The organism is Ponticaulis sp. (assembly GCF_029210165.1).
Classification (GTDB): Bacteria; Pseudomonadota; Alphaproteobacteria; order Caulobacterales; family Hyphomonadaceae; genus Ponticaulis.
Window position 1 is genome coordinate 1,389,399 of the sequence record NZ_JARGNT010000001.1, and the last position, 20,017, is coordinate 1,409,415.

The following is a 20,017-nucleotide window of genomic DNA, read 5'->3' on the forward strand; positions in this document are numbered from 1 at the left end:
AGGCGCGTTTATTTGCGCCAGACCGATAGCGGGTCAAACACACCTGAATTGGCGGCGTCCTGCAGAGCCTGAAGCTGGCTTGTGACCGCGTTGACGGCTGGCTCTTCAGGTTCATCAAAGATCATTTCGTCCAGACGGTGCAGACGGTCGAACAGATCCTTGGCACGGTCGACCAGTTCCAGAAGCTCGGCTGGCAGTTCAGGGTTCTGACGGGCTGTGAAGGCATTGATGGACGAGTCTTCCAGGCGGAAGCGTGCTTCTGACGCTTCTTCTACGGTCATGTCACCTTCCTGCACAGCGCGCTGAACAACCAGCCAGCTGGCAGCCTGCATAAGGCGCGTCGTCATTTCCATGGAAACGGTTGCGTAAGAGAGAGACGCTTCACGGGAGAGCTGGCGGGAGGCATCACGGCCTTCGCCATCCAGATAGCTGGCGGTTTCTTCAACGAGACCCATGCCATCTGCAAAGAGTTTCCGGAACATCTCAGACGAGGCAAATTTCAGCATACGCTCGCGAACGCCGGGCGTTACTGGCTGTGGTTTCGTAGAGGAATCTTTCGTCATGGTCTCGTCCCGTCGAATCGCTCGTCTTTACGCGTCGCGCCATTATGACCTTTCTGATCGATTAAAGGGTTAACCGATATTGTGGTCATCTCAAGGCGTTGTCGCTAATGAATACACTTTCGACAATGTATTCATATTCCGTGCCGTTCCGCGATCCTGTGCTTCAAGTTTCAGGCGCGATTTGCCTTGGCCACTGGCGTAATGCACGTAAATCTCGCGGTTTGAGGCGATGATCTGCTCATCTTGCTGGTGTTTCACATTGGCCGTATCGGCGGGCGTGGCGGTATCAGGCAGTAAAAGGGCGATGACCTTATTGCCGGGTGCGTCTGGGAACGGGTTGTTCTCGCAAATTGCTTTTACATCTGCCGGGCTTCGCACGATCACGCCAACCGGCTTTCCGGCATAGTTTTCCAGTTTCTGTTCCAGTATGGCGCAGGCGTCCTCTGAGGCTTTCTCACTTTCGAACACCAGATTGCCGCTGGCTATATAGGTGCGCGGGTTTTCAAACCCCGCTTCGGCGCACATGCAACGTAGTGTTTCCATGGGCAGCTTACCGGTGCCGCCAACATTGACTGCGCGCAAAAAGGCGATGTGCGTTGCCAAGCCGGTCAGCTCTTATCGCCAAAGCGAAACATGGCGTCAGCGGCGGATTTGGCGTTCCCTTTTTTTACAATTTCCGCTTCGCACTCAGCGATTTCGATTTTTAGCTGAGCGATACGTTCCTGCAGGTCTTCCACGGACATATCTTCCAGGTCGCGAAGAAGTTTCGGATCGGGTGCTTGTTCCTGGTCACTCATTGCGCCACTCTCCTCTGAAATTCTGTAAGGTTACATGGGAAGAAAATATGACCCTAACAATGCGCGCTGTTGAAGTCCAAGATGATCAGTCACTGAAAATTGTCGAGCTGCCCCGGCCTGAGCCGCAGGGCGCCGAAGTGTTGATCCGGATTGAAGCGTTCGGGGTAAATCGCGGCGATCTGCTTCAGCGGATTGGTCGATACCCGTCACCTCCGGGCGCATCCCCACTGATGGGGCTGGAAGCCTGCGGTGTGGTTGAGGCAGTTGGCCCCGCAGCAGACCGCTGGTCTGTTGGTGACAAGGTCTGCGCGCTTCTGCCGGGCGGTGGCTATGCCAGCTATGCTGTGGCGGATTCCGGGTCTTGCCTACCACTGCCGGAGGGCCTCACCTTTGAGCAGGGCGCGAGCCTGACCGAGACCATGATGACGGTCTGGACCAATGTGTTTGATGTCTGCGCGCTGCAGCCGGGCGAAACTTTCCTCGTGCATGGCGGTACAAGCGGCATTGGCGTGTCCGCGATCCAGATGGCGCGCCAGCATGGCTGTAAAGTTCTCACTACGGCGGGCTCTGCAGCCAAATGCGCGGCGGCAGAAACCTTCGGCGCGCATCGCGCGATCAATTATCGCGAGGAAGATTTTGCAGCGGTCGTCAAAGAAGAGGGCGGCGTTGATGTGATCCTCGATATGGTCGGCGGCGACTATGTTGCGAAGAATATTGCGAGCCTCAACAAGCTCGGTCGCCTCGTAAACATTGCTTACATGAATGGCCCGCAGGTGGATGTGAACCTTCTGCCCGTCATGCTGAAACGTCTCACGATCACCGGCTCCACCCTTCGCGCCCGTACACCGGAAGAAAAACGGCAGGTGCGCGACGGTATGGAAAACCAGTTCTGGCACATGATCGCCGAGGATAAGATCAATCCGGTCGTCTATAAGGTCTTCCCTATGGAAGAGATCGAAGCGGCCCATGAGCTGATGAAATCATCAGAGCATATCGGAAAAATCGTGGTGAAGACTTGAGTTGGTTCGGGAGGAAACCAATCACGTTGGAAGAACTGCTCGGTAAAACAATTCTTGTTGGGCTTACGACGCATCACTCCAATGGGGAAACTTCATTGAGTCAGTTCGTTGGTCGCGTCAGTTTTGTCGAAGCTGAGTCTGGTGTCTGGATGGATCTGCTTGGGTCGAAAAGCGGAGAACAATGGGTTATGCCGCCAGACGTCCGCGGCCTTCAGAGGGCGAAAAAGGGAAGTTATACCTTAGAATCGACAGGCGAGACGGTCGAAGATCCTGACTTTCTGGCGACATGGATACAGGACGACGCGCGTAGCGTGAACTGACCTGATACCCAGACACGCGAAGTGTCAGTCTGTCGTTTCAGGCCTTTGCAATTCTGTGAAACTCGTCGTATAATAAGTGCAACGACAATTTCCCTATAGGAAAACCCCGTCGCCCGGCCAGTGTGCCGGGCGTACGTGTTTTAAGGAGTATTCACATGGCCAATATCCTGATGCCGAAAGCGACGGCTGTATGGCTCATTGATAACACGACGCTCACTTTCAAGCAGATTGGTGACTTTTGCGAACTGCATCACCTTGAAGTTCAGGGCATTGCAGACGGCGATGTTGCGCAATCCATGCGCGGTGTTGACCCTGTTGCGCGCGGCGAGCTGACCCGCGAAGAAATCCGCAAGGGCGAGGCTGACTCCAACTACAGCCTGAAAACAATCGAGCATAAAGTCGACAAGATCGTCACCCAGCAAAAGCGCAAAGGCGCTCGCTATACGCCGATCTCCCGTCGTGGGGACCGCCCGAACGCGATTGCTTGGTTCCTCTACCACCACAAGGAGGTGTCCGACGCGCAGATTTCTAAAATCATCGGCACGACCAAGGCGACAATCAACGCTGTTCGCGACCGTACGCACTGGGACTCAGCGAACATCAAGCCGGTTGACCCTGTAACGCTTGGTCTTTGCACGCAGATCGAACTCGACGACCTGATCTCCAAAGCCTCTGAGAAGCGTCGCAAGATGGACGAAGAAGCGGGTATCACGAACGATCAGGGCCTTGCTCCGATCGAGAATGAAGCGCCTGAGGAAGAAGACACAGAGCGTAAGTCTGGCGAAGGTCTGACCGCTGAGAACCTCTTCAATCTGAAATAATCTGACCGCGCGCGGGTTCGCCGCGAACGGTTTTTCGGACAAGACAATCAAACAGGCGGCTCTATAATGGGCCGCCTGTTTTGCGTTTAGGGTTTCCGGTCATGTGGATGGCGCCGATAGCTGGAGTATTGCGTTTGCGCCGCTTTGTGCAGGCCTACCGGCATGTGCTTCCGGCATTCTACTCGGTCGTTTTTATCCTCATGGTGGCCATCTGGGCGGGATTTGATCTCTGGCTGAATGATGGAGAGATGCGGGAAGTCACAGGCATCGCGATGTTTTACCCGCTTCTCTATGTGGGTTGGACGGTTTTACGTGATGTGGTGACCCATCTATGGAACGGTCTGGTCTGGTGTGTGCAGCGGCTTGACGCGATGGTGCGTAAACGTCCCTGACCAAAACGTTATACCGCCTCTGGCCGCATGAGACGGGCGGCCTAATTCATCGGCATGACTGAACTCTTCACTGATACCCATACCGTTTCGTTTCGCCCCACCCGAAAAGCAGGGCTTGAGCAGCTTGAGCATTTTGCGCCGCGCATGGGCCGCCATTATGCGCAGAACCGAAATGCCGATCTTGGCTCCGGTGAACGCACGAACGTCTCTGCCTTGTCGCCGTGGATCAGAACGCGGCTCGTGCTTGAGGAAGAAGTCGCGCGGAAGGCATTAGACGGGTTCTCTTACGCCTCCGCCGAAAAGTTTCATCAGGAGATTTGCTGGCGGGCCTATTTCAAAGGGTGGATGGAGCACAGGCCGTCCGTCTGGCAGGCGTATCTGGAGCGGCGGGACGAGCATCTCTCCGCATTGGTGGGCAATGCTGGTCTGCGCAAAGCCTATGACGAAGCGGTCAGCGGGCGAACCGGGATTGCCGGCTTCGATAACTGGGCGCGCGAACTGGTCGAAACGGGCTATCTGCACAACCATGCCCGCATGTGGTTTGCCTCCATCTGGATATTCACCCTGAAACTTCCATGGGAGCTGGGCGCGGACTTCTTCCTGAAACATCTGATGGATGGTGACCCGGCATCTAACACACTGTCCTGGCGCTGGGTTGGCGGGCTGCATACGCGCGGCAAGACCTATCTGGCCCGTAAGGATAATATTGAAAAGTACACCGATGGACGGTTTTCGCCTTCCGGGCTCGCGCAGGACGCGCCTCCGCTCGAAGGATTTGAAAATCCGTCTCCGCGCTGGCCCGACCTGCCCGCCGGCAAAGCCGAAGGCAGAACCGGCCTTCTGCTGACCGAAGAAGATATGCATCTCGCCTCGCTGGCGTCCGGCATTGAAGACCTTGTTGCGGTCGCCGGGTGCGTCTTCCCGGATGCGCGGTCTCCATCTGGCGCGGGGGAGGCTGCAAAGCGGTTTGCGAAAGGCGCATTGGACGATGTTTTGCGCCGCGCTATGGAGCGCATGGCGCTTCCGGCACGAAAGCTGAGTGCGGACGACTTTGTTCAAGCGACCGTCGAATGGGCGCTTGAGGCCAAAATGGATACCGTCGCGACGGGGTACGCACCGGTCGGCTGGGTTCGTCCAAAACTGAATGCGCTGAAAGATGCGCTTTCCGAACACGACATCCAGCTTGTAGAGATTGTGCGTGATTGGGACCGCTTGTTCTGGCCCCACGCCACAAAAGGCTTCTTCCCGCTCAAGAAACAGATTCCGGAGGTCTTTGCAGAGCTTGGCATGCCGGTCTGATCTTGGAACTCATGCCAGAGCCACCCATTTCTCTCTCATGAGTGACACAGATATCAAACGAGAGCCGCGTGGCTCCGGCGAGCAATATGTTCTGATGGCGGACGGCCATAAGGCTGTGCTGACCTTTCAGGATGTTGAAGGCGATAAACGCATCACTGACCATACTCTGGTGCCGCGGGAGCTTGGCGGACGCGGTATTGGCGAGAAACCCGTGGCGCGCGCCGTAGAAGATGCGCGCTCTGAGGGTAAGTCTATCGTGCCGACCTGCTGGTTTGTGAAACAGCAGATTGACCGTCGTGAAGAATGGCAGGATGTGCTCGCCTGAGCACTACATCCGCATACGGATGTGTTTCCAGTCATCGGCGGTCATTTCCCAGACAAGTGACTGACGCGTTTGCCCGTTCGGGCCCTTGCTCGTGACCTCACCCATACGCGTCATGCCCATGGCGTCGATCAGCTTGATTGAGCGGATATTATTTTGCGCTGCGGTGAAGCAGAGCCGGTGAACACCCAGAGTTTCGAACACGAAATCTATGCTGCGGAAAATGCCGTCACGGCCACGGCCGCTGGACTGCTGGTCAGGATGTGTGGCGCCGCCAAACTCTGCAGCTGACCAGTTCGGCCAGATGGTGAAATCAAAATATCCGGTGACGCTGCCTGCTTCATCAAAACTGGCCAGCATAAACCCTTCGCCCTTTGTTTGAGCCTCTGCCTTGCGCCGGATATGGCGCAGCACGCTGTCCTTCGTGACGGGTTTCTCGACGGTGTAGATCGGGTCTGAGACGTCCGGCAGGGTGAAGAACTCATACATCGCGTCTAGGTCGTCTTCGGTCACGATTCGGGCATTTCCATCAGGGCGCTGAAACTCAGTCACCTTACGCACGCGATCCCTGATCTTGTCTTCGGTTTTCGGGCTGACGATTTCTCTCGTGACCGGAATGGACATGAATACACCTCTATAGGGCTAACAGTTTTGTGCAGAGACGCGTTGAACGCAATCGGATATGTTTCATCGCAGACCGGGGGGATGGGACATGCAGTTTTCTGAAATCGAAGCGCGCGCCGTCGAAAAGCATGGACGCGAGGCGCTGGAAGACAGGCTAAGTCCTGTGGTCAGTGTGGCAGAAATCGAAGCGATACCTGCTGACCGGTTCCTCTCTGAAGCGACTAAGGTCATTCTTCAGGCCGGGTTTTCATGGTCCCTCATTGATAAGAAATGGCCGAACTTTGAGGCCGCATTTGAAGGTTTCGATGTACATCGCTGGTCCATGATGGGCGAAGAAGACCTCGACCGCCTTCTCAAGACGGAAGGCATCGTTCGCAATGCCGGAAAGCTTCTCAGTGTCGGGAAAAACGCGCTTTATTTTCGGGATATTATAACCGAGCACGGAAGCGTGGGAGCGTTTTTTGCCAGCTGGAAACCGGAAGATTTCTTTGAGAATCTGTCCGCAATGCAGAAACGGACAAACCGGCTCGGCGCGAAAACCGGTCAGATATTTCTGCGGCGCATGGGTGTGGAATCTGTCGTTCTGTCCAATGATGTCGTGCAGGCGCTGATTGGCGCTGGTATCGTCGCAAAAGCACCTACTGCGAAGCGGGACCTTGCAAGTGTTCAGGCTGCTCTGAATATCTGGCGGAAAGAATCGGGAAGAAGTCTCTCGCAGATCAGCCAGATCCTCGCGCTGTCGGTTTAACGCGAAGACTTTCAATGTAGTCATCGACAATTAACCCAGTTCTGTGAAAACTTACGCAAGTTCTGATGGCCGGGCCGGGTTGTGTATGACGGGCAGTAAGCTCAAAGAAAAATTTACGTGGTTCTTCCGTATGACGGAAGAAGACCATCGTGCATCAGAGGCGCTCGGCGCCGTTCTGGTGAAGGATCTTGTTTTCCGCATTGGTATCGAAGCGGTTCTCGCCTGCCTCTGGGCTGCGTGCGGACAGGAAACCTTCGCGATGGTCTGGCTGGCGCTCGTGATTCCGGCCGAGTTTGGCGAGGTTGTTCTCGAGCATCTCAAGAAGCGCGATAAGAATCCGGGTGACGGATACCTCTATGGTCAGTTCTTCGTGTCTCTCTTCGGTGGCGGCACTTGGGCTGGCGGTGGTGTCTATCTCTGGAGCACTGGTGACATCATCCTGATGGCGAGCGGCCTTTTGATGGTTGTTGGGGTCACAGCGCATGTAACTTTCAAGTATTCTGACTGGATCAAGGGCGCGATCATCGCCGCTATACCACCTTTGACAGGTTTGCTCGCTCTCGCGCTCATGCCAATGCCGTTTGTGATGTCTGTACCGGAACGTATACTTATCATCGTCGCGATCGGTGGGCTCATCTATTATATGCTCATCGTCGCGGTGGCGGATGTTCAAAAGCAAATCAAATTGCAACAAGCGCTCGCGGCCGCCTCCGAAGCAAGCCGTACCAAGTCGATTTTCCTCGCGAATATGAGCCATGAAATCCGGACACCGATGAATGGTGTTCTGGGCATGGCCGAAATGCTCGGGCGGACACCGCTCGATGGCAACCAGAAGGAAATGGTATCGGTAATCCGGTCATCAGGTGATGCGCTGATCGGTGTTATTGATGACATTCTGGACCTTTCCAAAATCGAGGCAGGTCATCTGGAACTCGATCATCAGGCCTTCTGGGTGCATGATCTTGTACGTAATCTGGTGATTACTTCCGAACTCAGCGCACATGCCAAAGGCCTTGAATTCCGCCTCGTCTGGAATGAGGAAAAGCCGCTCTGCCTTGAAGGCGACGTGCTGCGACTTCGCCAGATCGTCGGCAATCTGCTCTCCAATGCGATCAAGTTCACAGAAGATGGCGTTGTGACGCTCAGCGTTAAAGCGGATGTGCTGGAGGATAAGGGCGTTTGCGGGCTGTCTTTCGCGGTGGCTGATACCGGCTCCGGCCTGAGCGATGATGATCAGGCGCGCATTTTCGAACCTTTCGTTCAGGTTGATGATTCACTCAGCCGACGTCATGGCGGGTCTGGCTTGGGCCTGTCCATTTCGCACCGGATTGCTGCCATGATGAATGGCTCTCTCGGTGTGCGGAGCAAAAAGGGCGAGGGTGCGGAGTTCTCCTTTTTCTGCGAGCTGCCGCTGGCTGATGATTGCGAAACGGCGAGCGAGATCGACATTGAGGATACGTCAGGTGATGTGGAGCCGACCCATGGTCATCGTCCGCGTATTCTGGTCGCCGAAGATCATGCTCATAACCGGCGTGTTCTGCAGCTCATGCTCGCAACCATGAGCGTCGATGTCTGCTTTGTAGAAAACGGGTGTCAGGCTGTTGAGGCTTATGAGGCGGGTGAGTTTGACCTTCTCCTTCTGGATATCCAGATGCCGGAACTTACCGGCGTGGAAGCACTTCAGGAGATTCGACGGATTGATGCCGAACGCAGGCGTCAGGCCGTGCCGGCACTGGCGCTCACCGCGAATGCCATGAAGCATCAGGTGGATGAATATATCGAGGCAGGCTTTAACGGCCATGTCGCCAAACCGATTGTCGTCGAAACCCTCGTCAACACAATGAATGACGCTTTGACCAGAATGGGCTGACGCGGCCACCTGCACGCGGTAGTGTAGGTTGTAACTGCCGGGGGTTTTCCATTGCGTCGCATTGCCCAGTTTGATCTGAACCTGCTTGAAACCTTCGAGGCGATTTACTCTGAAGGCGGTGTGTCGCGTGCTGCGCGGCATTTAAACCTCTCCCAGCCCGCGGTGAGCCATTCTCTGGCGCGCCTGAGAGAAGCCTTCAATGACGAGCTGTTTATCCGTGAAGGCAATAACCTCGTCCCGACAGCTATGGCGCGGGATATTATTGGCCCGATCCGCGAGGCACTTCGTAATTTCGGCTTCGCGCTGGCGAGCGCTATGCATTTTGATCCGGCGACGTCCAACCGGTTGTTCCGGGTCGGCATGCGCCTGTCAGGTGAGGCGCCGAACTTTGCATCTCTCGTGACCCATATGCGCGAGGCGGCGCCGGAAGTCCGTCTGACGAGTGCCCACTTTGCGCGGCAGGACCTCACCAATCTTCTGGCGAATGGCGATCTCGATCTGGCAATTGATGTCGCCCATAAAGAGCGGGCCGGCCTGAAGCGGGAATTGCTACGCCATGACAGTTTCGTTGTCGCCGCCCGTAAAGGTCATCCAGCTATTGGCGAGACGCTGACGCTCGACACCTATCTGAAGCTGGAGCATGTGTTTGCCTCGCCGCGTTCGGTTGGCCTCGGGCATGAGGATGCCGCGCTATCAAGGATTGGCCGCGAACGAAAAATTGCTGTACGCTGCCAGAATGCTATGTCGGCCTGGCAGATTGTCTCCCGGACCGATATGATACTCACACTGTCACGGCGCTATGCAGAGACGTTTCAGGGGCTTGAAGGAAACGAGCTTCATGAACTGCCGCTCAGCCTGCCGTCTGCAGAAGCTTACATGTACTGGCACGAGGCCACAGAGGCCGATCCGGGCCTGATCTGGCTGAGAGAGCAGATCAGAACGGTTATAAACTAATCTTTATAAGTGCTTGTAGAGCCCATTCGTCAAACGAATGGGCTGCATTCAAAACCCGCATTACCAGTTATGGCCTCTGAGCGGCTAAATTCTCCGTCAAAATACGGAGATATCTATGAGCAGCTTTGTTGACCCAAGCCTGAAGATGAATGACCTCGAAATGTCGGAAGCATCCGTTCCGCTGTTTGAGGCCGTGAAGAAACACATCGAAGAGAACGTAAAGCCGATCCAGGAAGAGTATGAAGAACTCGGCCGCACGCTGGAAGATCGCTGGAGCTTTCACCCGCGCCAGCTTGAACTTCTCGAAGGCGCCAAGAACAAAGCTAAAGAGGCTGGCCTTTGGAACTTCTTCCTGCCGGATTCCCCTATCGGCCACGGCATGACGAACCTTGATTATGCCTATATCGCTGCTGAGCTTGGCAAAGTGCCGCTTGCATCTGAATCGCTGAACTGTAACGCGCCGGACACCGGCAATATGGAAGTGCTGCAGCATGTCGGCACGCCGGAGCAGAAAGAAAAATGGCTTAAACCCCTTCTGAATGGTGAGATCCGCTCTGCCTTTGCGATGACCGAGCCGAATGTTGCCTCCTCGGATGCCAAAAACATCTCCACAACGGCTGTGCTCGACGGTGATGAGTGGGTCATCAATGGCGAGAAATACTACATTTCCGGCGCTGGCGATCCGCGATGCCGCATCATGATTGTCATGGTCAAAACCAGCCCTGACGCCGAGCCGCACAAACAACAGTCTCAAATCCTCGTGCCATTGCCGCATCCGGGCGTAGAGATTGTCGGCCCGATGCATGTCTTCGGTGAGGACCATGCCCCGCGCGGCCATATGCATCTGCGTTTCAAAGATGTCCGTGTCCCGAAAGAAAATATGCTTCTGGGCGAAGGCCGCGGCTTTGAGATTTCCCAGCTTCGTCTTGGCCCGGGCCGTATCCACCACTGCATGCGCACTATCGGTAAGGCAGAACGCGCGCTTGATATGATGGTAGAGCGCGGCCTCTCCCGCGAGGCGTTTGGCCAGCCACTGATCAAGCTTGGCAAAAATCTTGAAACGGTGTCCCGCAACCGGATCGAGATTGAAGCCATGCGCCTGATGGTTCTGAAAGCGGCCAAGGCGATGGATGTAATGGGCAATAAAGAAGCCCGCATCTGGGTCTCCATGGTGAAGGCGATGGTGCCGGAAAAAGCCTGCAAAATCATCGATGACGCGATCCAGATTCATGGCGCGACAGGTATTTCCCAGTGGACGCCGCTGGCCGAGCTTTACACCGATATCCGTCATCTTCGCTTTGCAGACGGTCCGGATGAGGTTCACCACATGGTGGTCGGCCGCGCCGAGCTGAAGCGCCACTAGAATTTAAAAGTCGCTCTGTGACCTTCCAGCCCGCGCAAGCCCTTTGCGCGGGCTCTTTTTATCTCTCGAGAGACCGGATTTCGTCATAGACGCGTATTGGCAGGATGATGGTCGCCATCGCGGTCACAAGCGAAAGAGCGATGGTGAAGATGCCGTCGGTGATGAAGGATGATATGCCGAGGCCTCCGGCAACTTCCATCAGGAAAAAGACAACCAGCATCAGGATGAGCTGGCTGAACAGGCAGAGCAGTATGCCCACAATGTTCTGCCAAACCATTTGTGCGCTGCGTTTTGCGGCTTCGAAACCGAAAAGCTCCTCCACGCAAATCACCGGTACGATCAGGATAAGGAAGAAAGAGCCGACAAGCGACAAAAGCAATCCCGGCCCGTTTAATCCGGCAATAAACTGAACGGCAAATGCCGGCCAGGCGGCGGTGAGGAATGCGGTTGAGAAGATATCGCCTTTTCGCACGGCATTCGCGGTAAGCTCGAACACGGCATAGCGCTTGGCAATCAGGCTGACAGATACCACGACAAGGGCAATCAGCGTGGACATGACGGAGACCATTATCGGATGTGGCATGGCGAATAGCCCCCGAAGAATGACTGCGGCAATCAAATCCGGCAGAACAAAGCCGAATATGGTGACGATCGCGACGAGGCCAGGCCGGTATAGGGGCAGGGTCCAGACGTCTTTAACGACTCTCAGAGCATCCATTTTTCCGGTTTGCACGCGTGTCCCCTGACCTTTGATTCCTGAACCCATCATCCGGTGAACCGGCCATATATGGCAATGGTTTTCAGGTGCGGCGTATCTGAGGCGGGGAGGGCGGCTCAAAGCGGGAAAGGTCCGGCAGGCGAGAAGCCGGATCATCGCCCGGCGCTAAGCCCACACGCGTCAGCGCGCCGACTGCCACATGGTGGAGCCAGTTCAGGTCTGCGCGTTCGCCTTCATCTTCCGATGAAGCCCATAAATCTTCGGGTGGCAGCCAGTGTTGAAAGGGCTGGAACCATAACGGGTTTGGCGGCCTTGCGCGGGCCTGCGCCACCGAGACGGTTGGAAGCCCGTCTCTCCTGTTTGGTATTGGCTGTGAAATTTGTGATCCAGCGCCGTAGAACGGGCTCAAGGCTGGGTTCCTGTTGTTCTCCGCGTCAGCTGCGCTTGCGCGATAGAACGCGCTCAGGGCTGAATTCTTGTAGTTCTCCGCTCCAGCTCTGCTTTCGCGATAGAACGCGCTCAAGGCTGGGTTCTTGTAGTTCTCCGCTTCGGCTCTGCCTTCACGATAGAACGCGCTCAAGGCTGCTCTGCGCGCCAGTCGTTCGGCTATCTGGTCAGCCCGGGCGAGTATGCGCGGCAAGCGGGCCATACGGGCGATCAGATAGGACGCGTCGACAATTGATAGCGGGTCAGGGCGGAAGGCTTTGACGCGGACACGGGTGGAACCGCGCTTGCCCGTTTCAAACACAGGCGTGGTCACAGTGAAACCGCCAATGGGTGGCGTCTTGGCTGTCAGGCGGCGCAGTTCCAGCTCCTGCTGCCAGGCAAGGCCGGTTGGCTGATTATTATGGTTATGCTCGGCCTCGATTTTCGCCTTCGGCTCGACGGCCTGCGCCTGCAACATTTTCGTTTGGTCTCGCAATCCATTCGGATTGCATAGACCGTGCTCAAGGCTGTTCACTTGTGGTGTGCCGATGACAGCGTTGAAAAATTCAGGATTGGCCTGCGCCTTCTCGATCAGAATAGCTGCCAGCCAGAGGATGAAGCATCTCAGCTGGTATTCCGCGCGGCGGATATGGGTGAGCAGCGTCTCGTAATAACGGCGCTGCATATGGCGCGGCTTGTCAGTCGGGCGCGACGCTTCGCATTCAAATTCCAGATATCCGTCCGCATAGGCCTCAACGCCGCCAAAATTACGGCGGAGCCGCCCCGCCATCACGCTGGGCGAGTTCATATCCGGAAGAGATGCGGGTGCTTCATGCATGCCGCTAGTTTAGGGTGGCTCGTGCGGTGTTGGACTAATTGACTGGAAATAGTTGCTCTCGAAGACCTTCGCATACCCCGTCGATTCCTGGAAATAAGCTCCCCGCACCGATTCCCATCAGTCTTAAATCTTTCATAACTTCTGCAGCTTCGTGCTTCGGAATGTCTATTGCCTGTAGTATTTGAACGTTTTTCTCCGCCTCTAGCGTCTCAATCAACCATTCAATGTCATCCACATTAGAAATCATCAGCACTGATTGCTGTGGTATCAGTCGTTCATTCTCAAGACTCATGGGTTCAATCAATTTTACAACCGGCTGTGAATAGGTAGTGAAAAAGATTTGGCCGTTATGGGCGAAAGGGTGTTCTTGCAGAACAAAAATTCGAACCGCCCCTTCAGAAGAAGCCGTAACATTTTTAAACGCAAAGTATGCGGCGACGTAAGGAGAACGGCTCCAATCCAAAAGTGGTGTGGGGTAACCATGGTGCTGCGCGAGCGCCCAAAAAGATGCTAAGATTGTCGGGTTTTTCAAATCGTAAACATGCTTTAAGCGACCTGAAAGCGCATTGTACAATTTCGGAACGTCACCAGTAACGAAGGGTATCAGATCTGAGCGTTTACTGCGATGAAAGGTTGTCCGGAGCGGCCATGCATCGTTTTGTCCTCTGTACACGCAACCGACGGAGTTGCCCTCGTCGATAAACGTTTTGAACGCCCGCCAGCTCATTTTCTTCGCTTTCAATGTCGTTTTGGAAGCGGCATTGAAATTCCTGTTGAGCAGTTTTGCCTTTCCAGAAGTACCGACATCCGAGCGCCACTTTAAATGTAGCTCACCTTGGTTCGACCGATGAAGAACAACTGTTATTTGGCGGGGAAAGCTTGCCGTTGGGTACAATTCGGCTGCTTGTTCCATAGACAGTGGCCGTCCTCCTCCAACTTCAAAGAGGTGCGGTGTGAAGGTCAGAGACTCAGGGAGCTTGCCCTTTTGAAAATTTATAGTGTCATATATTCCCGGGATATCAGTGGCATCTGGATAAAAGAAAATATGCCCCCTTCGGTCTTGGCCAAAGTCGTCGATATCGATCACTATGGTCCCTTTTACATCCCCTTGGTCGAACCCAATCCATTGGCCAGTTAAATCCATTTGGACCCCCTAGATTTGAAGATGTGTCGCGAGGTATACGGGCCGTCCTTGGTCATCAAGCCACCATGCGCTCATCAGCAGGAATGGTGGCGGAGATAAAGCCGCCGCCCAGAACGCGGGTTTCGTCGTCCGCTGAATAGAGCACAGAGGCCTGACCGCGTGCGACGCCTTCTTCCGGATCATTAAAGAACACAGCCGGTTGACCGTTATGCCAGCCGAGATGACCAGGCTTTGGCGGGCGGGTAGACCGTACACGGATGAGTGCGCGGGCCTGACGCTCGCACGCCTCTTCCAGCGTGCCTTCGCCAAGCCAATTCAGCTCTTCCATGGCAAGGCCAGCGGTGAGCAGGGCTTCGCGCGGGCCAACGATGACGCGCCGGTTCGGGGCATCAATCTTCACCACGAAAAGCGGCTCGCCCGTTGCGACGCCAAGGCCGCGGCGCTGGCCGATTGTGTAATGGATGACGCCTTCATGCTTACCCAGAACGCGGCCATCCAGATGCACAATCTCGCCGCCACGACCGGAGCCCGGTCGCAGGCGTTCGACCACTTTTGCGTAAGAGCCATCCGGTACGAAGCAGATATCCTGACTGTCGGGCTTTTGAGCGACCGGCAGCCCGAAATACTCTGCCAGTTCGCGAACGGCTGTTTTTGGCAGGCCGCCCAGCGGGAAGCGCAGAAAGTCGAGCTGTTCCTGTGTGGTGGCAAACAGGAAGTAAGACTGGTCGCGGCTGTCATCATGGGCGCGGTGAAGCTCACCATGGCCGTTATGACCCTGCTCGCGGCGGATATAATGGCCGGTTGCCATCGCGTCAGCGCCAAGATCGTGCGCGGTCGCCAGAAGGTCTTTGAATTTGACCGTCTGGTTGCAGCGAATGCACGGAATAGGCGTGGAGCCGGAGAGGTAGGTGTCGGCAAAATCCTCCATCACCTGCTCTTTGAAGCGGGACTCATAATCCAGCACGTAATGCGGAATGCCGATCTGGTCGGCGACATTGCGGGCGTCGTGAATGTCTTGCCCGGCGCAGCACGCCCCCTTTTTCTGGATGGCGACGCCGTGGTCATACAGCTGGAGCGTGATGCCGACGACATCATAGCCCTGCGCCTTCAGAAGGGCGGCAACAACGGAGCTATCTACACCGCCGGACATGGCGGCGACGACGCGCGTTTCGGATGGGGGTTTGGCAATACCAAGGGAATTGAGGCCGTTCACCATCGGTGATGGCGCGACAAGGTCTTCGATATTCATTGTCTCTCTCCAGCGGGTTCAAGGGCCCGTGCAAAGTGGGTGTTGGTGTGAGTATAAGATATTTGCAGATACTTTGCCAGAACCGCGTGCCTTCAGCGGTCTCCGATTAAAACCGTCCTGATATCGCCTTTCTCGTGGACTGACAGATACAGGAGGTAAGGCAGAAGGAAGCCTGCGCCGCCAATCACCGCAATAAAGCCGAGGGTCAGGCCTAAAGACGAGAATTGATTTCGCCATGCCGTCCAGAGGCCCGAAATCAGTAGCATGAAAAAGAAGTCGAGATTGAATTGCCCCGGCCAGGTAATCGACCCGATGTCTCCGAAGAATATCGGCAGAAGGCCCATGCCGTGATGCGCAATAACGAAACCTGTGTACACAGCCAGTATGAGCCAGAGTGAGATGAGGAAAGCGCGAAAAAGGATCATGGCTGTGGTCTTCGGATTTAGTTTTTGTGAATCCAAATTAGTAGCTTCAGATACGCAAGAGGCAAGACAGCGATTTGACCGTGCTGCTCAGCGTGAAGGACTTTCAATTTCGAGCGTTCCGCGCGACACATTTTGAAACGGCCGAATCGGAGAGGCGCAAATGAACTGGAAAGTTCTGACTGGACCATTAGGGGTATTTCTGGTTTCGGCCTGCGCGACGATTGCGCCTGCACCGACGCTGGAAAGCGCGGAAGGCTTTATGTGGGCCTATACCGAAGCCTGGAATGCGCATGACACTGAAGCGCTGGGCCGTGACTTCTGGCAGATGACCAGCAGTGTGGAAGGAGAGACCGCGCGGCTGGAAATGGTCTTCACCCAGCTTGAAGCCGATGGCTATGACCGCTCGGTCATTCACGAGGTTCTGGTGTGTGATGTTGCGGGCGAAACGGCGCGCGCCGGTATGCGCTTCACACGGTATCTGACGTCCGGTGAGGTTATGGGCGATGATATGCGCGCATCAGGCTATGAGCTTGGATGGGCTGACGAAAAAGGCTGGCGGATTACTGGCATGTTCGCGGCGGTGGCTGATGAACCATTAAGCTGCGAGGCATTGTAAGTGACCATCGTTTCCCACGCACATAAATTCATCTTTCTGAAGACGGCGAAAACGGCAGGGACGTCCATCGAGGTCACCCTGTCGCCGCTATGCGGGCCGGAGGATGTTGTGACGCCGATTTTTCCGCTGGAGCCGGGGCATGAGGCGCGCAATTTCGAGATGGGGCCGCGAAAATTCGTCAATCATATGGGCGGGCGTCAGGTGCGCAAATTTCTCGGTGAGGAGACCTATAACGCGTATTCCAAATTCTGCGTGGAGCGTGAGCCAGTCGATAAATGCCTCTCCCATTTTGCCATGCTGAAACATTCCGGCGACCATGCGGCTGAAGATGTGCCGCAAAGCTGGGAGGCCTATGTCGAGCGGGGCAAGTTCCTCGCCGAGCACAAGCGCTACACAGATGAGGATGGCAGCCTGATTGTCGACCGCGTCATCCGCTATGAGCGGCTTGCCGAGGAGCTGGCGGAGGTGCTTCTGCCTTTGGGTGTCGCATGGCGCGGGCTGACTTCAACGGCGAAATCGGGTTTCCGCAAAGAAGGTGTGCCGCGCCGCGACGAGGTGACCCCCGAGGTTGAGGCGCTGATCTATAAAGCCTTCGAGCATCCGGCCAATCCGTATTTCGGATAGTTATAGATTGTTTCCGCAGCCTTGAGGATCGCGCGACCCATCGCAAAACGGGCGGTCAGATCACATATGTTTCACCTATATTGCCCGTTTGTTCGCAAAAGTTCGACTTAAGGCGTACTCGATTTAGGGTTTTCTCCTCTGCTAAACTCCCCTCAAAATGAAAACTCACGGGGAGACGTAACATGGCTAAATATGCAGACGTCTATAATGACTGGAAATCCGATCCTGGCGCATTTTGGATGGAAGCGGCCAAAGAGATCGACTGGGTCAGCGCACCAACCACCGCCTTCGATGGCGATGCGGGCGTGTATGGCCGCTGGTTTCCCGATGGTGTGTGCAACACGGCCTATAATTGTCTCGACCGGCATGTTGAGGCAGGCCGCGGCGCAGAGACCGCGCTCATATATGACAGCCCGATCACCGGCAGGAAGAAGAGCTACACCTTCGCTGAGCTGACCGAAGAGGTCGCGACTTTCGCGGGCATTCTGAAAGCCAAAGGCGTTGAGAAGGGCGATCGCGTGATCGTCTATATGCCGATGGTCCCGGAAGCGGCGATCGCCATGCTGGCCTGCGCGCGCATTGGCGCGATCCATTCTGTCGTGTTTGGCGGGTTCGCGCCGCACGAGCTGGCGACCCGTATCAACGATGCCAAGCCCAAGATGATGGTGTCTGCAAGCTGCGGTATCGAGCCGAACCGCGTCATCCCTTACAAGCCGATGCTCGACGCGGCGATCGAACAGTCCGTCCACAAGCCAGATGCCTGCATCATTCTCCAGCGCGAAGACGTGACGGCTGAACTCGGCGCGCGCGATCATGACTGGGCGGCATTAGTGGCCGAGGCTAAAGCTGACGGCGTGACGGCTGCGCCAGAGCCGATGGCGGCAACAGATCCGCTCTATATTCTCTACACCTCGGGCACGACGGGTGAGCCAAAGGGCGTAGTCCGCGACACGGGCGGCCATATCGTGGCGCTGAAATGGTCGATGGAAAATGTCTATGCGGTGAAGCCGGGCGATACGTTCTGGGCCGCGTCTGATGTCGGCTGGGTGGTTGGCCACTCCTACATCGTCTATGCGCCGCTGCTTCAGGGCTGCGCGACGATTATGTTCGAAGGTAAGCCTGTCGGCACGCCGGATGCGGGCGTATTCTGGCGTGTGATCGAGGAGCACAAAGTCGCTGCGCTCTTCACGGCGCCAACCGCCTTCCGTGCGATCAAAAAGGAAGATCCGAATGCGGAGCTTCTGGAAAACTACGACACATCATCCCTGCGCACGCTCTTCCTTGCGGGTGAGCGCGCCGACCCGGATACGATCCAGTGGGCCGAACGTAAGCTCGACGTGCCGGTGATCGACAATTGGTGGCAGACAGAGACCGGCTGGCCGATCACGGCCAATCCGCGCGGCATTGAAACCCTGCCGGTGAAGTATGGCTCCTCAACCGTGCCGATGCCGGGCTATGAAATCCATATTCTGGATGAGGGCGGTCATGAGGTTGGCGCGCCATCAACGCTCGGTGCTGTCTGCATCAAACTGCCTCTGCCGCCGGGCTGCCTGCCGACGCTCTGGGGCAATGATGACCGGTTTAGAAACAGCTATCTCAATCACTTCCCGGGCTACTATGAGACATCCGATGCTGGCATGATTGATGAGGATGGTTATCTCCACATCATGGCGCGCACAGATGATATCATCAATGTTGCTGGTCACCGTCTTTCCACCGGCGGTATGGAAGAGGTTCTTTCGGGTCATCAGGCGGTCGCCGAGTGCGCGGTTCTGGGCATTGCTGACCAGTTGAAAGGCCAGATCCCGCTCGGGATGATCGTGCTCAAATCAGGTGTCACCGAAGCGCCTGAAGACATTGAGAAAGCCTGCGTAAAGCTGGTGCGCGAGGAGATTGGCGCGGTGGCTGCGCTTAAACACATCCTCGTTGTGCAGCGTCTTCCAAAAACGCGTTCGGGCAAAATTCTGCGCGCAACCATCCGCAAGATTGCAGACGGGGAGCCATGGAAAATGCCGGCCACGATTGATGATCCTGCCATCCTTGATGAGATCACCGAGGTGCTGAAAGCACGCGGCCTCGTCCAGCACGATCTACAGCCGTTAGCCTGATACCCACTTTCCAGCGCTGACGCATTCTCGCCGCTCTGCCATCAACAGCAGGGCGGCTGTTTTGCGTGCGACACTAAAAGCCCTATAAAAAGTATGTTTATCTGACTAATCTGGTCGTGCGCTTTGGTATCGTCTGATGCGTGAAAGGTTTGTGATAGTCTGCTATCATAAATGGGAGGAAAGACAGATAATGAAATATCCTATCCTTGCAGGGCTCGCGTCTGCGCTCATGCTGGGCGCTTGTGGCAGCTCGGTCGAAATGCCGGAACCGGCCTATGAAGATATCAGCGCAGCGCAAAGCGCGGCGGGCATGTTACAGGAACGCCTGCAGGCGCGATTAATGTCAGCCATGCAAGAGGGCGGCATTGAGGAAGCCATTACGGCCTGTTCTGAAGATGCGCTGATGATTTCGGCTGAAGTGTCAGCTGAAACGGGCCTTGAGATTGGCCGCACATCGCTTCGTGTGCGTAACCCCGCCAATGCGCCGGATGCCTGGGAAACAGAGCAGTTCGCGGTCTTTGAAGAGGCGCGCGCATCAGGCGTGAACCAGATGGCAATGCAGTATTCTGAAGTCGTGGACGAAGAAGGCAGCCATGTCTTTCGCTGGATGAAGCCGATCTTCCTCGGTGACTTCTGCGCGACCTGCCATGGCACGGATATTTCGCCAGAGGTGCAGGCGGCGATTGATGCGGTCTACGCTGATGATCAGGCGACCGGCTTTGAAGTGGGCGATATTCGCGGCGCGTTTACAGTGCGCCGTCCGCTCTAAATTTCGAT

At 55.8% G+C, this 20,017-nt stretch carries 23 protein-coding genes; 14 read left to right on the forward strand and 9 right to left on the reverse strand.

Annotated elements, in window-relative coordinates; genetic code table 11:
- Positions 1-8: 8 nt before the first annotated feature.
- The 3 genes from P1U45_RS06840 to P1U45_RS06850 all read right to left on the reverse strand — a co-directional run bounded on the left by P1U45_RS06840 (position 9) and on the right by P1U45_RS06850 (position 1,360).
- The gene (locus P1U45_RS06840) at positions 9-563 is read right to left on the reverse strand and encodes a DUF1465 family protein (protein ID WP_293610103.1); all 555 of its coding nucleotides are present in this window, start codon (positions 561-563) and stop codon (positions 9-11) included.
- Positions 564-653: 90 nt separating this feature from the next.
- The gene (locus tag P1U45_RS06845) at positions 654-1,166 is read right to left on the reverse strand and encodes a DUF1697 domain-containing protein (protein WP_301058361.1); all 513 of its coding nucleotides are present in this window, start codon (positions 1,164-1,166) and stop codon (positions 654-656) included.
- Between the two features lie 5 nt (positions 1,167-1,171).
- Entirely contained in the window at positions 1,172-1,360 is a 189-nt protein-coding gene (locus tag P1U45_RS06850; RefSeq protein WP_293610105.1) for a DUF1192 domain-containing protein, read from the reverse strand.
- A 47-nt stretch (positions 1,361-1,407) separates the two neighbouring features.
- Here P1U45_RS06850 and P1U45_RS06855 point away from each other — a divergent pair, with 47 nt between their 5' ends.
- The 6 genes from P1U45_RS06855 (at position 1,408) to P1U45_RS06880 (ending at position 5,536) form a co-directional block, all read left to right on the forward strand.
- The gene (locus P1U45_RS06855) at positions 1,408-2,379 is read left to right on the forward strand and encodes an NAD(P)H-quinone oxidoreductase (RefSeq protein WP_301058363.1); all 972 of its coding nucleotides are present in this window, start codon (positions 1,408-1,410) and stop codon (positions 2,377-2,379) included.
- A 95-nt stretch (positions 2,380-2,474) separates the two neighbouring features.
- The gene (locus P1U45_RS06860) at positions 2,475-2,699 is read left to right on the forward strand and encodes a hypothetical protein (RefSeq protein WP_301058365.1); all 225 of its coding nucleotides are present in this window, start codon (positions 2,475-2,477) and stop codon (positions 2,697-2,699) included.
- Between the two features lie 155 nt (positions 2,700-2,854).
- Positions 2,855-3,520, forward strand: a complete 666-nt coding sequence (locus P1U45_RS06865) for a cell cycle transcriptional regulator TrcR (RefSeq protein ID WP_301058366.1) — start codon at positions 2,855-2,857, stop codon at positions 3,518-3,520.
- 134 nt (positions 3,521-3,654) lie between these two features.
- On the forward strand, positions 3,655-3,912 hold the full coding sequence (locus tag P1U45_RS06870; protein ID WP_301058367.1) for a hypothetical protein: 258 nt from the start codon (positions 3,655-3,657) through the stop codon (positions 3,910-3,912).
- A 54-nt stretch (positions 3,913-3,966) separates the two neighbouring features.
- Positions 3,967-5,211 (forward strand): FAD-binding domain-containing protein, encoded by a 1,245-nt coding sequence (locus P1U45_RS06875; protein WP_301058368.1) that lies wholly within the window; start codon positions 3,967-3,969, stop codon positions 5,209-5,211.
- 37 nt (positions 5,212-5,248) lie between these two features.
- Complete coding sequence (locus P1U45_RS06880) at positions 5,249-5,536, forward strand: GNAT family N-acetyltransferase (RefSeq protein ID WP_301058369.1); 288 nt, start codon at positions 5,249-5,251, stop codon at positions 5,534-5,536.
- 3 nt (positions 5,537-5,539) lie between these two features.
- Here P1U45_RS06880 and P1U45_RS06885 read toward each other — a convergent pair whose 3' ends face one another.
- On the reverse strand, positions 5,540-6,157 hold the full coding sequence (locus P1U45_RS06885; RefSeq protein ID WP_301058370.1) for a GNAT family N-acetyltransferase: 618 nt from the start codon (positions 6,155-6,157) through the stop codon (positions 5,540-5,542).
- A gap of 88 nt (positions 6,158-6,245) precedes the next feature.
- Between P1U45_RS06885 and P1U45_RS06890 the strand changes: the two genes are divergently transcribed.
- The 4 genes from P1U45_RS06890 to P1U45_RS06905 all read left to right on the forward strand — a co-directional run bounded on the left by P1U45_RS06890 (position 6,246) and on the right by P1U45_RS06905 (position 11,092).
- Complete coding sequence (locus P1U45_RS06890) at positions 6,246-6,905, forward strand: DNA-3-methyladenine glycosylase I (protein WP_301058371.1); 660 nt, start codon at positions 6,246-6,248, stop codon at positions 6,903-6,905.
- 85 nt (positions 6,906-6,990) lie between these two features.
- The gene (locus tag P1U45_RS06895) at positions 6,991-8,775 is read left to right on the forward strand and encodes an ATP-binding protein (protein ID WP_301058373.1); all 1,785 of its coding nucleotides are present in this window, start codon (positions 6,991-6,993) and stop codon (positions 8,773-8,775) included.
- Positions 8,776-8,826: 51 nt separating this feature from the next.
- Positions 8,827-9,729, forward strand: a complete 903-nt coding sequence (locus P1U45_RS06900) for a LysR family transcriptional regulator (RefSeq protein ID WP_301058374.1) — start codon at positions 8,827-8,829, stop codon at positions 9,727-9,729.
- A gap of 115 nt (positions 9,730-9,844) precedes the next feature.
- The gene (locus tag P1U45_RS06905) at positions 9,845-11,092 is read left to right on the forward strand and encodes an acyl-CoA dehydrogenase family protein (RefSeq protein WP_293619228.1); all 1,248 of its coding nucleotides are present in this window, start codon (positions 9,845-9,847) and stop codon (positions 11,090-11,092) included.
- A 58-nt stretch (positions 11,093-11,150) separates the two neighbouring features.
- Here the strand turns inward: P1U45_RS06905 and P1U45_RS06910 are convergent, their stop codons facing one another.
- The 5 genes from P1U45_RS06910 to P1U45_RS06930 all read right to left on the reverse strand — a co-directional run bounded on the left by P1U45_RS06910 (position 11,151) and on the right by P1U45_RS06930 (position 15,892).
- Positions 11,151-11,825, reverse strand: a complete 675-nt coding sequence (locus tag P1U45_RS06910; protein WP_301058375.1) for a hypothetical protein — start codon at positions 11,823-11,825, stop codon at positions 11,151-11,153.
- Positions 11,826-11,892: 67 nt separating this feature from the next.
- Entirely contained in the window at positions 11,893-13,074 is a 1,182-nt protein-coding gene (locus tag P1U45_RS06915) for a hypothetical protein (protein ID WP_301058376.1), read from the reverse strand.
- Between the two features lie 34 nt (positions 13,075-13,108).
- On the reverse strand, positions 13,109-14,218 hold the full coding sequence (locus tag P1U45_RS06920; protein ID WP_301058377.1) for an FRG domain-containing protein: 1,110 nt from the start codon (positions 14,216-14,218) through the stop codon (positions 13,109-13,111).
- Between the two features lie 55 nt (positions 14,219-14,273).
- Positions 14,274-15,434 (reverse strand): tRNA 2-thiouridine(34) synthase MnmA, encoded by a 1,161-nt coding sequence (gene mnmA / locus P1U45_RS06925; RefSeq protein WP_366144986.1) that lies wholly within the window; start codon positions 15,432-15,434, stop codon positions 14,274-14,276.
- A gap of 125 nt (positions 15,435-15,559) precedes the next feature.
- Entirely contained in the window at positions 15,560-15,892 is a 333-nt protein-coding gene (locus tag P1U45_RS06930; RefSeq protein WP_301058379.1) for a hypothetical protein, read from the reverse strand.
- Positions 15,893-16,052: 160 nt separating this feature from the next.
- Here P1U45_RS06930 and P1U45_RS06935 point away from each other — a divergent pair, with 160 nt between their 5' ends.
- The 4 genes from P1U45_RS06935 (at position 16,053) to P1U45_RS06950 (ending at position 20,009) form a co-directional block, all read left to right on the forward strand.
- Positions 16,053-16,508: a hypothetical protein gene (locus P1U45_RS06935; protein ID WP_301058380.1), complete on the forward strand. Its 456-nt coding sequence runs from the start codon at positions 16,053-16,055 to the stop codon at positions 16,506-16,508.
- Complete coding sequence (locus tag P1U45_RS06940; RefSeq protein WP_301058381.1) at positions 16,509-17,132, forward strand: hypothetical protein; 624 nt, start codon at positions 16,509-16,511, stop codon at positions 17,130-17,132. It abuts the gene before it with no gap.
- 182 nt (positions 17,133-17,314) lie between these two features.
- The gene (locus tag P1U45_RS06945; protein WP_301058382.1) at positions 17,315-19,240 is read left to right on the forward strand and encodes a propionyl-CoA synthetase; all 1,926 of its coding nucleotides are present in this window, start codon (positions 17,315-17,317) and stop codon (positions 19,238-19,240) included.
- 190 nt (positions 19,241-19,430) lie between these two features.
- Complete coding sequence (locus tag P1U45_RS06950; protein ID WP_301058384.1) at positions 19,431-20,009, forward strand: DUF3365 domain-containing protein; 579 nt, start codon at positions 19,431-19,433, stop codon at positions 20,007-20,009.
- Positions 20,010-20,017: the final 8 nt, after the last annotated feature.